At 73.7% G+C, this 11,811-nt stretch carries 10 protein-coding genes; all 10 read right to left on the bottom strand.

The window, feature by feature from the left end; translation table 11 throughout:
- Window positions 1-108 precede the first annotated feature (108 nt).
- Window positions 109-1,794: a phytoene desaturase family protein gene (locus PV341_RS02980; RefSeq protein ID WP_500356600.1), complete on the bottom strand. Its 1,686-nt coding sequence runs from the start codon at window positions 1,792-1,794 to the stop codon at window positions 109-111.
- Between the two features lie 4 nt (window positions 1,795-1,798).
- The gene (locus PV341_RS02975) at window positions 1,799-3,931 is read right to left on the bottom strand and encodes a SpoIIE family protein phosphatase (protein WP_500323696.1); all 2,133 of its coding nucleotides are present in this window, start codon (window positions 3,929-3,931) and stop codon (window positions 1,799-1,801) included.
- A gap of 332 nt (window positions 3,932-4,263) precedes the next feature.
- A complete protein-coding gene (locus PV341_RS02970) occupies window positions 4,264-4,989 on the bottom strand; it encodes a hypothetical protein (protein ID WP_500323695.1) in 726 nt (241 codons plus the stop codon).
- A 129-nt stretch (window positions 4,990-5,118) separates the two neighbouring features.
- Window positions 5,119-5,847: a sigma-70 family RNA polymerase sigma factor family protein gene (locus PV341_RS02965; RefSeq protein WP_500323694.1), complete on the bottom strand. Its 729-nt coding sequence runs from the start codon at window positions 5,845-5,847 to the stop codon at window positions 5,119-5,121.
- Window positions 5,848-6,431: 584 nt separating this feature from the next.
- A complete protein-coding gene (locus PV341_RS02960; protein WP_500323693.1) occupies window positions 6,432-8,606 on the bottom strand; it encodes a SpoIIE family protein phosphatase in 2,175 nt (724 codons plus the stop codon).
- 54 nt (window positions 8,607-8,660) lie between these two features.
- The gene (locus tag PV341_RS02955; RefSeq protein ID WP_500323692.1) at window positions 8,661-9,119 is read right to left on the bottom strand and encodes a carboxymuconolactone decarboxylase family protein; all 459 of its coding nucleotides are present in this window, start codon (window positions 9,117-9,119) and stop codon (window positions 8,661-8,663) included.
- A 100-nt stretch (window positions 9,120-9,219) separates the two neighbouring features.
- The gene (sigJ, locus tag PV341_RS02950) at window positions 9,220-10,101 is read right to left on the bottom strand and encodes an RNA polymerase sigma factor SigJ (RefSeq protein ID WP_500323691.1); all 882 of its coding nucleotides are present in this window, start codon (window positions 10,099-10,101) and stop codon (window positions 9,220-9,222) included.
- A 102-nt stretch (window positions 10,102-10,203) separates the two neighbouring features.
- Window positions 10,204-10,689, bottom strand: a complete 486-nt coding sequence (locus PV341_RS02945; RefSeq protein WP_500356598.1) for an RrF2 family transcriptional regulator — start codon at window positions 10,687-10,689, stop codon at window positions 10,204-10,206.
- A 149-nt stretch (window positions 10,690-10,838) separates the two neighbouring features.
- Window positions 10,839-11,210 carry a hypothetical protein gene (locus PV341_RS02940; protein ID WP_500323689.1) on the bottom strand — a complete coding sequence of 124 codons (372 nt, stop codon included), beginning with the start codon at window positions 11,208-11,210 and terminating at the stop codon, window positions 10,839-10,841.
- Window positions 11,207-11,716 carry a hypothetical protein gene (locus PV341_RS02935; RefSeq protein WP_500356596.1) on the bottom strand — a complete coding sequence of 170 codons (510 nt, stop codon included), beginning with the start codon at window positions 11,714-11,716 and terminating at the stop codon, window positions 11,207-11,209. The genes PV341_RS02940 and PV341_RS02935 overlap by 4 nt, the downstream gene beginning before the upstream one ends.
- Between the last annotated feature and the right edge of the window lie 95 nt (window positions 11,717-11,811).

Genomic DNA, 11,811 nt, shown 5'->3' with positions numbered 1-11,811 from the left:
CCCCTCGACCTGCCCCGCCTTCCGGGGCCGGCCCGCCTGGACGCCGCTCTGCACGGCCTCCACAGCGCCCTGAGCACACCGCAGGCCGAGGAGTGCGGCTGCCGGCCGCTACGGCGCGGGCACCGCTGAGTCAGTACGGGCACGGCGGTGTCCCACCCGCCGCCGGGCGTCCTTCAGCACCCGGCGGGCGGCGAGCAGGCCCGACGTGGCGTTGTTCCCCGCGCCCGGCCAGGTCGCGGCACCGGTCAGGTACAGGCCGGGGACCGCCGTGCGGTATCCGCCGTGCCCGGGCATCGGCCGGAACAGGAAGTTCTGCGCCAGATGGTGGCTGCCCCCGGTGCTGTCCCCGCCCACCAGGTTGGGATCGGCCGCTTCCAGGTCCTGCGGGGTGTACGCGGTGACGTGGGCGATCCGCGCCCGGCTGCCGGGCGCGTAGCGCTCCAGCTTGTCCAGCACCCGGTCCGTCATCGCCTCGGCGACGTCCGGCCAGTGGGTCTGCCGGATCGTGCCCGCCGCGTCACCACGGATGCGGGTGGGCATCGTCCGGACCTGGATCCACACGACGTGGCGGCCCGCGGGGGCGCGTGTCGGGTCCACGGCCGAGGTCTGCCCGACGATCAGCAGGGGGTCCGCGGGCAGCAGCCCCGCCTGGGACTCGGTGTAGGTGCGCGCCAAGTCGTCGACGTACGGCGCGACATGGACGTACCCGAAACCGGCCAGCTCCTCCCCCGCCGCCCACGGCAGCCGGCCGTCGAGCGCGAGGTGCAGCATCAGCGTGCCCGGGCCGTACAGGAAGCGGTCCGCCGTACGGCGCACCCGCTCCGGCACGTCCTCGGGTTCCAGCAGGTGCCGGTACAGCGCGGCCGGAGCGGTGTTGGCGATCACCGCGCGCCGTGCGGTGATCGTGCCGCCCTCCGCCGTACGCACCCCGACGGCCCGTCCGTCACGGCACAGCACGCGCTCGACCTCGACACCGGTGCGGACCTCGCCGCCGTGGTCGACGAGGACCGCCGCGAGCGCCTGCGGCAGCCGCTGCGCGCCGCCCTCGACGACCGACATGCCGTTCTCCATGTCCGCGAAGAGTTCCAGGAGGGGGAACATCGCTCCTCCGGACACGTCGGGGGCGAAGTCCAGGTGCATGCCCCAGCAGGCCGCCATCGCCTGCGCCTCGGGCGTGGCGAACCAGACCCCGCCCAGCTCGCGGGTGCTCATGAGCAGCGTGTGCGCGAGGTCGCCCGCGCCCCGCACGCCGTGGTGGCGCAGCAGGCTCAGCACCTGGCGTGCCGCCGACCGCGACGGCAGCGCGGATCCGTAGAGCGCGAACAGGTACGGCGCGAAACGCTGATACTCGCGGTACAGGCCGGCGAAGCCGTCGGCGTTCCCGGCGTCGTGGGCCGCGAGCTGCTCCATCGTGCGCGCGTAGTCGCCGTACACCCGGACGCTGCGGCCCTCGGGGAAGACGTTGGCGTAGGGGCGGTCCGTGGTGCGGAACCGCAGCCCGTGGCGCGCCAGTTCGGTGCCGAAGTCGGCGTACGCCCGGGAGCCGAGGAAGAGGTTCTGGTTGGTGGAGTACAGGTCGTGCACGAACCCGGGCAGCGTCACCTCGCCACCGGCGATCGCACCGCCCACGGCGGCGTTGCGCTCCAGCACGGCCACCGACCAGCCCGCCCGCGCCAGGTACAGGGCCGCCACCAGGCCGTTGTGGCCGCCCCCGACGACGACCGCGTCGTAGTCGCGGGAGCCGGCGGCCGTCATCGCCCCGCCCTCGCGCCGCGTGTCCTCTCGCTTCGCCAAGCGGTCATGGGCCTTGTCCTCCGTTCGCCGGTGAGGGGGCGGCGATCAGCAGTGCCGTGTCGTCCGTACCGGGGGCGGTCCGCAGGGCGTGTTCGAGGAGACTGTCCGCGACGGCGTCCACGCCCTGGTCGGCCGCCGCCACCAGGTACTGCACCAGGTCGGCCGCGGCCAATTCGGCGTCTGCGCCGGGGGATTCGACGAGTCCGTCGGTGTACATCGCCAGCATCGTGCCCGGCGGCAAGGGGATCTCCGTGGTGGGGTAGTCGCCGTCCGGTGCGATGCCCAGCAGGAGGCCCGGCGTGAGTCCGAGGATCCCCGCGCGGCCGTCGGGATGGCGGATCAGGGGCGGGGGGTGACCGGCGGTGGCCAGCCGGGCGACGTGCCGCCGCAGGTCGATGTGGGCGAACAGGCAGCTGGTGAACAGACCCGGGTCCAGGTCGGACAGCAGGCGGTTGGTCCGGGCCAGCAGGTCGCCGGGTGAGGAGTGGGCGGTGGCGTAGGCGTGCACGGCGATGCGGACCTGCCCCATCAGGGCGGCGGCCTGCAAGTTGTGGCCCTGGACGTCGCCGATGGTGACGGCCGCGCAGTGGGGTCCGCAGTGGATGAGGTCGTAGAAGTCACCGCCGATGTCGCTCCCGTGGCCGGCCGGCAGGTAGCGGGCGGCGACGTCGAGACCGGGTACCCGGGGCAGTTCCTTGGGCAGCAGGCCGGCCTGCAGGGTGCGGGCGAGTTGGTGCTTGGTGTCGTAGAGGTGGGCGCGGTCCATGGCCTGGGCGATGAGCCCGGCCAGCGCGACGAGGACGGTGCGCTCGGACTGCGGGAAGGGCCGGGGCCGGTCGTAGGACAGGACGAGCAGCCCGACGGGGCGGCCCGAGGTGATCAACGGCAGGAAGGCCCAGGCGTCCCTGTGCCGGAAGCGCAGGGCCTCCGGGTGGGCGCGGTGCAGTTCGGCGAAGCTGGAGAAGAACAGCGGGGTGGCGCGGGTGAGCGCCTGGGCGGTGACGATGCCGGAGGTCAGGGGCGTTCCGTCGATGCGGGCCATGAACTCGTCGGTGTAGCCGCGGTGGCCGGCCAGGCGCAGGCGCCCGCCCTCGGCGAGGAGCACGACCAGGCCCTGGGCCTCGAACGCCGGGATGAGCTGGTCGGCGACCTGGTCGACCACGTCCTGCACGCCCACCGCCTCCGTGAGCCTCGCGGCCAGGTACATCAACTGGTACATCGCCGACGCGCCGACCGGGCCGCGGACGCCGGCAGGGACCACGGACTCCTCCGCCGCGTCCATCCGCTCCCGCGGTGAGCCGACGATGCTGACGCTGATCCCGGTGGGCCCCGGGTGGAGCCGGAAGGACAGCCACTGGTCCGGTGGACGCAGGGCGGTGAACCGGGTGGTCTGCTTGGTGATGACGGCGGCACGGTACGCGTCCTCGAACGCCGGGCCGTCCAGCCAGAACAGCCGTTCCCACGGGCGTGAGCCCTTCAGGTCCGCGGCACCGACGCCCAGCAGGTCGGCCGCCGCCGCGTTGAGGAACCTGACCCGGCCCTCCAGGTCCAGCGAACAGCACCCGGTCGGCAGCCGTTCGGCGAAGTCGTACGCCGCCAGCGCCTCGGCCCGTCCGGGCTCCCGACGCCGCGCCGCCCGCAGGATCAGCGCGTCCGCGCCGGCCAGGACGGGGTGGCCCCGGTCCGAGTAGTGCCTCAGCAGCCGCCCCGACCTGCCGCAGAAGATGCCGATCGTGTCCCGTTCCCCGGGGCTCAGGACCGGAGCGTGCCAGATCGGCCACAGCAGGCACACGCCACCCCACATCACGTCATCGTCCATGATCGGCGCCGCCGCCAGCATGATCTCGTAGGGCGCCACCAGCGCGACCCGGGGAAAGCGTTCCGCCAGTTCCTTGGAGTTCCCCACCCACACCAGCGACCGCTCCCGCACGGCCTGCGCCACCGGGGCCGCGTCGTCCAGGGCGATCCGTGCCCACGGGGCGGCGATCCGCCGGGACGTGCCGGACAACGCCACCAGCTCCAGCATCCGCTCCCCCGGCGCGAGCACGTAGAGCATGCCCACCGCGGTGTCGGTGTCCCGGACGAGACCTTCGAACAGGCCGGCGAAGCGCCGCATGCCGCCTGTCAACGGTTTCACGTCATGCCGGGTCACCGCGTTCGCCCCCGTCGCCGTCGTGCCGGGACACACGGGCAGGCCACCGGCGGTACCGGGCCCGCCGAGCCGTCCGTCCGTGCCGCAGAGCCCCGCGGCCCCAGCACCGCTCTGGTCCCATAACCGGACCATACGCCCCAAGGGGCACTACGGCATCCACGGCGCCGGTCACGGTGCGCAGCCCCACGGGGCAGGCCGTGTCCCCCGGGAGGGGCGGCAACCATCGCCGTGCGGGCGGGTCGGACGGGCCTGCCGGCTCCGCGCACGCCCGCACCCTGCGTGCGCGGAGCCTTCCACGGGCCGGTGCCGGAGCGCCGCTACCGCAGGCCCTCGGTGACGACGTCCATGTCGGCGCTGAAGATGACGACCTTCTCGATCAGGTCCCCGTCGAGCTGGAGGATCTCCGATCCGAGTGCCGACTTGCCGCCCGGGAAGCCGAAGTCCCAGGCCCAGTGGATGAATTCCCGGTTCTGCGAGTGACCCGTGATGAGGCCGCTCAGCGGTGGCGCCTGGCGCTGCACGGCGGTGATGTACGCGTTGATGGCGTCCCGGCCCACGATGACCTGGTCGGGCTCCATGATCGTGATGTCCTCGGTGTAGATGCCCTCCATCGCCTCGGCACGCCCGGCCGGGTCCGGAGTCATCCAGACCTCCAGGTGCTTGGCGATGAGCACCCGGGCGCGGTCCGACCCGGCGGTCAGCGTCAGGTGGAGCCGGGAGATCCGCCCGTCCGGGTCCAGGGAGACGGAGACCCCTCCGCTGCCGGAGCGACCGTTGCCCCGGACGTCCAGTCCGGCCCGGCTCCACGTGCCCGTGATGGAGCCGTCCGCCGCCACGGAAGCCGTCCACTGGTGCGTGGACTCCTTCCACTCGGCAGCCAGCGTCCGGTGGAGGTCGACGGCCGGCTCGCGGCCCTGGACCATGTCCCCGCTGTGCATCAGCAGCACGTCCTCGGCGAAGACGTCCCTGAGGTCGTCCAGGTGGGAGTGGCCGCCGTCGGCGGAGTCCACGATCTCGAAATAGCGGTCGAGCATCGTCGTCACGCTTGAATTCCATTCTGTCTGCACGTGTCGGTGGCGCCGCGCTGCGGGAGGGGCGCCCGGGGGCGGTGGCGCATCGTCGCGATCACGTTCCCGTCAGGGAGACGACACGGCCCGCACCTACGTGACGGATCAGGCGCCCGGAGTTCGCTCCGGGTGCTGGTTCCAGCGGCGCAGCTTCTCCGGGTTGAGCACGGCCCAGACCTGCGCCACGCGGCGGTCGGTGACGTCGAGGCTGATGACCGCGGCCACGGTGCGGTCGCAGCGCACCACGAGTCCGGTACGGCTGTTCACGGACTGGGCGGTCAGGGTGGTGCGCGGATGGGGGCCCAGCAGCGTCAGGAGGCTGCGGGTGACCTGCTCGCTGCCGTGCACGGATCGGACCAGTGTCCGGACCTTGCCGCCGCCGTCGAAGACGGCCATGGCGTCGGGTGACAGCGCGGACGCCAGCAACCCGGCGTCGCCCGCCGTGCAGGCATCCCCGACGGCGCGGACGGCCGCGTCGTGCTCCAGCGGGGCCGACGGACCGGAGCGCTGTGCCTGGAGCCGGCGACGCGCGATGGCGGCGAGTTCGTCGTACCCGGACCTCGCCTCCGGGCCGTCGTGCCCGGAGCCGCGGTGCTCGTCCGGCGTGACCGGTTCGCCCAGGCAGATGCGGCCCGCGGTCGTCGACAGCCAGGCACGGGGCGACGTGATGGCCGCGCGCTCCGCGTCGGACAGCGCGTACCACCGGCGATAGGTCTCGTCGATCACGCTCTCCGCATCGCTGCGGCCGCCCGACATGCGGTGGGCGACATCCAGCAGATGCCGGCGCTCGTCGAGCAGCACCGCGATCGGCACCGCGTCGCTGGCCACGTCCATACGGCATCCTCCCTCTCGTACAAGACCACACAACGCGGCCGCACGCAGCAACCTCGTCGAAGTTCGGGGGCGTGGGGGAGTGGTCCGCGAGGCGGGTGTCTTCCCGGGTCTCGTCAGGGAGACGAGGTGGCCCGTACGGGTGTGACAGCTCGGCCCGAGGAGAGCGGCCGGGCGGACCGGTCGGACCGCGAGGAGTTCGTGGCCCCTCGCGGGCCGCGGTTGCTGCGCCCGGCCCGGATGCTCACCGCGACCGGGATCACGCCGAGGACCTGCTGTGCACGGCCCTGGCGAGGAGCCGGCCCAAGTGGCGGCGCATCCGCGACGGCCGCCCCGAGGCGTACGTACGGCGGGTCCTGGTACAGGTGCACGCCGCCTGGTGGAGGCGGAGCCGGCGGCGGGAGGTGCCGCATGACCCCCTGCCCCCGTGCGTCAGGACGGTCGCGGTGCGCGGCGGTCCCGGCGACCGGCCAGTTCCCGCCTTGCTACCTTCAGCGACCCGGACGGCGACGGCTGGGTGCTCCACGAGGTCACCCTGCGGCCCCCGGCCATTGACGCTCCGTCATCCGGCCTGTATCCCGCCTGCGTTACGCCGCGCCGACGGACCTGATGAGCAGCAGCGCGATGTCGTCGGTGCGGGGGGCGGTTCGGCGCGCGTGGTCGATCAGGTCCGTGGCGAGCCGGTCCATGGGCTGGCGGGCGGTGCCGGCGAGGCGGGCGGCGAGCCCGGCCATGGCGTCGTCGAGGTCGACACCGGGGGTCTCGACGAGTCCGTCGGTGTACAGGGCGAGGACGGTGCCGGGCTCCAGGGGGATCTCGGTGGTGGGGTAGTCCGCCTCGGGGTCGATGCCGAGCAGCACCCCCGGCGGAACGGTGAGGACCTCCGTGTGCCCGTCCGGGTGGCGCAGCACCGGCGGTGGATGGCCGGCGGTGGCCAGGAGGGCCCGGCGTCGCCTGAGATCGAGCCGGGCGTAGAGGCAGCTGACGAAGCGGCCGGGGTTCAGGTCGAACAACTGGCGGTTGGCCTGGCGGAGGGCCTGCGCCGGTGCGGCCCCGGCGAAGGCCTGGGAGCGGATGGCGGGCCGGATCCGGCCCATGAGGGCCGCCGCCCTGACGTGGTGGCCCTGGACGTCGCCGATGACCGCGGCCGCCGTGGTCTCGTCGACCCGGACCAGGTCGTAGAAGTCGCCGCCGATGTCCATGCCCCGGACGCTGGGCAGGTAGCGGGCGGCGACGTCGAGTCCGGGGATGTCCGGCAGCGAGTCGGGGAGCATGGCCGCCTGCAGGGTCTCCGCGAGCTCCTTGACGGTGTCGTAGAGGCGGGCACGCTCCAGCGCCTGGGCGATCAGCCCCGCGAGTGCGGTCAGCACCGTCCGCTGGTTGCCGGAGAAGTGGTGCGGCCGTTCGAAGGCGAGGACGCACAGGCCCACGGGCCGGCCGGAGGCGATCAGCGGCAGGTAGGCCCAGGCGTCCAGGCCCTCACGGCGGGGGGCGTGCGGATAGGCGCCGAGCATCTCCTCGAAGGTGGTGAAGAAGGCCGGCGCGCCCTCGGCGAGGGTCCCGAGCGCGGCCGGGGAGGTGAGCGCCGCTCCGGTGAACACCTCCGCGGGACAGGGGTTGTAGCCCCGGCAGCCGACGAACCGCAGGGCGCCGTCCTCGGGCGAGAACAGGGCCAGGGCCAGGGTCCGGGCGTGGAAGGTCGGCAGCATCTCGTCCGCGACGAGGTCGACCACGTCGCCCACGCCGACGGCCTCGGAGAGGGCGGCGGCCAGGTGCAGCACCTGGTAGAGCTCGCCCAGGGCGATCGGCGCGCCACGGGGCGCCGCCGTGCCGGGGCGCGCCGCGGCCCGGACGCGGTCGGGACCGCAGGGCACGAGGCGCACGCTCACCCCGGAGGCGTCGGGGTAGAGCTCGAAGGCGAGCCGCCGGTCCGGCGGGACCGTCGCCGTGAAGGATTCCTGCTGCCGGCTGACCACGGCCGCCCGGAAGCGGTCCTCGAAGGCGGGATCGTTGGACCAGGACAGGGCCTGCCAGGGGCGTCTGCCGAGGAGACCGGGGACGGTCCCGCCCAGCAGACGGGCCGCGGTGGAGTTCAGGTAGGTGAATCTGCCCTCGAGGTCGAGGGTGCAGCTGCCTCCCGGCAGGCGTTCGGCGAAGTGTGCCGCGGCCTGCGCCTCGGACGGCTCCCACTCCTGGGCGGGGGGCTGGGACAGGGTCCGTGGGGACGCGGCGGGAGTGACCGGGTGCCCGGCGTCCGCGGCGTCCCGCAGGAACCGCCCCAGGCGGCGGCAGGCGGCGCCGACCCGCTCGTGGCTGGGTCCGGCGAGCTCGGCGGCGTCGCAGCAGGGCCAGAACAGCAGGAGCGCCCCCCAGGCCTCGGAGCCGTCGAGGACCGGTGCCGCGGCCACCGCGAAGTGGTACGGCAGGGCGATCGCCGTGCGGGGGTAACGACGGGCGAGTTCCTGGGGCTTGCTGAGCCACACCAGGCGTCTGTCGCGCACCGCGTCGGACACGGGGACGTGGGCGGACAGGGCCACCCCGAACCAGGGTGCGAGGTACTCCGCCGGCATCCCCGTGGTCACTTCGAGCCGCAGCGACCGTCCCTCGGGGGTCAGCAGGAACAGCGCGCCCGCGTGGGCGCCGGTGTCCCGCGCGGCGAGCTCCAGCAACCGGTCCAGTTCCGCCCGGCACGTCGGCCCGGCGGCGTCGGCAGCGGTGCTCGCGTACGCCTGAGCAGCACCGTCGTCCGGTGTAGCGCTCATGGCTCAACCGTACGTCCGGACCGGCCGGCCCCGCCCGGGACGCCGGCCGGTGGCTCAGCCGGCGACGCGGTAGCGGCTGGTGATCGCGACGCGGTTGAACGCGTTCATCAGCGTCGCCAGCCAGGCGACCGCCGAGACCTGGTCGGCGGTGAGCACGGCCGCGGCCGCTTCGTAGTCCGCGTCGCTCACGTGCCCCTCCGGCACGCGGGTGATCGCCTCCGTCAGGCGCAGGGCGGCGCGGTCCGTCCCGGAGAAGTAGCCGGCTTCCTCCCATGCGGGCAGCACGGCGATCCGGTCCGGGTTCTCGCCCTTCTTCAGGGCGTCGCGCGTGTGCATCCGCAGGCAGAACGCACAGCCGTTGATCTGGGACGTGCGGATCTTCAGCAGTTCGACCAGGAGCGGGTCGAGGCCCGCCGCGGCGGCGCTCTCCTCCACCGCCGTGGACAGGGCGAGGAGCGCCTGGTAGCTGTCCGGGTGCTGCTTTCCGATGTTCACGCGCTGCTGCTCGGTCATGGATGTCCCCTCTGGGTGTCTTCTCTGGGTGTCTTCTGCCGGGTAAGCCTCGTCGAAGGTCCGCCGTCACGCACGGCGGCGTTCCGTCCGGTGGGACGGGTCAAACGTGTGCGATCTTCGCCGGGTCGAGGACCCTGCGGTAGGCGCTGATCAGGCCGTCCTCGATCTCCACCGTGTCGACGGAGAAGACGCGGCCTGCGCGGCGGTGCAGGAGCGCGGGTTCGCCGCCGACCTCGACGAGGTCGACGCGGTCCGGACGCCACCGGAGCCACACCCCCACCATCAGCTTGGCGATGCGCGTGCCGCCGTGGACCAGCTTGCGCGCCGTGAAGACCTCGCCGCCGCCGTCCGTGACGTACACGGCCTCCGGGTGGAGGAGCCGCACCAGTCCGGCCATGTCCCCGGCCTCGTACGCGGCGCGGAACGCGGCGAGCAGCCGTTCCCGCTCCGCCCGGGTCGCCTGCGGCGTCGACTGCCTCGCCCTGACCACCTTGCGCCGCGCCCGCGAGGCGAGTTGGCGGGCGGCCGGTGCGGAGGCGTCCAGCACGTCGACGATCCGGCTGAACTCGAGGCCGAAGACGTCGTGGAGGATGAAGGCCACACGCTCCGGCGGGCTCAGTTCCTCCATGACGAGCAGCATCGCCGACCCGACGGACTCGTCGACGAGCACCGCCTCCGACGCGTCAGGACCCGTCAGCAACGGCGCGGGCAGCCATGGCCCCACATAAGTCTCCCGGCGGGCGCGCGCGGACTTCAGGACGTCGTACGACCGTCGGGCGGCGACCGTGACCAGCCAGGCCCGGAGGTCGCCGATGTCGCGCAGATCCGCTCCGGCCGCCCGCAGCCACACGTCCTGGGCGATGTCCTCGGCGTCGGCCACGCTTCCCAGCAGGCGGTACCCCACCCCGAACACGGCGGGCCGGTGCGTCTCCCACTCGGCCTCGAGCACCTCGGGCGACCTGGGTATGCGCATGAGACTCATGCTCGCGTGACCTCCTTCGCCCCCACATCCGGCGAAATCGAGATGTTTTTCATCCTGAATGAAGCTCCTGGGAGCGAAGGGCCCCCGGCACGGGAAGCGGGCTCAGTCGCGCCCGAGCCCTCCCCGTACGTACGACCCCACCGCGGGAGCGTGCGCTTCGGCCTCCGCCCGCACGTCGGCGAGGCTCTGCTCGGCCAGCACCTTCCGCCAGGCCAGCTCGGCCCGCCCCATGGCGCTGTTCACCGCACAGGGACGGCGGAAACCGCCCGCCGGCACCCGCTCGCCGATCGTGCCGCAGCGGCGGATCTCGGCGCAGCGGAACAGGGGGTCGTCCCCCTCGACGGCGAGGACCACGTCCAGCATCGACACCGCCTCCAGCGGGCGGGCCAGCCGGAAGCCGCCCCGCGCACCCGGCACGGATTCCAGCAGACCCGCCTTGACGAGCTGCTGGAGCTGCTTGTTCAGGTAGGACGCCGACAGATCGTGACCGGCGGCCAGCTGCGCGGTCGGGACCGGCTCGCCGTCCCCGAGCCACGCGAGGTTGAGCAGTGTGTGCACCGCCCATTCGACGCCCTTACCCGTTCGCATACCTGGATAGTAAACATCCAGATATCGTCCGTCAAAGGTCATGCCTGCTCGGGGGGCACCTCAGCGGTGACGGCCGCCCCTGCGGGGGTCGCCGGCCCGGCTGCGCACCACGGGGAGGGTCACGGCGTACGCGCCGAGGGCGGAGGGGGTCACGACGGCAGCGATCCACGTGGTGCGCAGGCGTACGTCGCTCCAGGACAGGCCGTTCCCCAACCGTGGGGCAGTCCCAGGAGCACGGCGCTGGTGAGGAGCGACAGGGTGGCCGACCAGACGAGGGCGGCGGCCAGGTGGACGAGCCAGCCGGGGGTGCGGTGGTCGCGGGCCCGCCACGCACGGGCGAGGCCGTAGGCGGGGAGGACTCCCGCCGTGCCGGCGAGGCCGGCCAGCAGCAGCGCGCCGATGATGCCGCCGTGGTAGCTCCCGGCCAGGCCGAGGCCGATGACGAGGAGCGCCGCAACGGCCGTGCCGGCCCCCCACGCGGCGGGCAGGCGGAGTTCCCCGCTTCCTCCCGTGCCCGTCATCGGACACCCGCTTCCGCGGCGGGCGGTCTGGCCGAGGCCGGTCGTCCGGAGGCCTGCGGGCGGCGGTCGCGGTACCCGGACACCGCGAAGGCGGCCGCGCAGAGCGTGCCGGCGGTGCCGGCGACGATGCCGAGGACGGCGGTCGGCGGCATGTCGTCACCGGCCGGGTAGCGCCGGCCGCACAGGCGTACCGACCGGGGATGGTCTGCTGCCGCCTCCAGACACAGGCGGGCGCCCACGGCGATGCGGCCCGGCATCTGCGACACGGGCAGGTCACGGTCGACAAGGGGGCGCCCGGCGACCTCGTACCCGACACGCGCACTCGCGCCCCTGCCGAACGTCACCTCTTCGATCACGCCGTCCACCCGCACGGCCGAGGCGTCGATCCGGTCGGCGCCCCGGACCTGGCCGTAGAGGAACCAGGCGACGCCCAGCGTCAGGAGCAGGCAGCAGACGGCAAGGGCGCACGGCACATTGGGCACGGCTTTGACGAAGTCCCCCCGCATGCACCGGAGTATGGCACCGCGGCGGCACGAAAGCGCCCGGCCGGACGCCGGGGCCCGCGGGGCCGGTGCCGCGGCGTGTGCGCGGCACCGGCCCC

The organism is Streptomyces sp. PA03-1a (assembly GCF_033792805.1).
Lineage (GTDB): Bacteria > Actinomycetota > Actinomycetes > Streptomycetales > Streptomycetaceae > Actinacidiphila.
The sequence above is the reverse complement of the archived record's forward strand: the minus strand, read 5'-3'. Positions and strand labels throughout refer to the sequence as shown.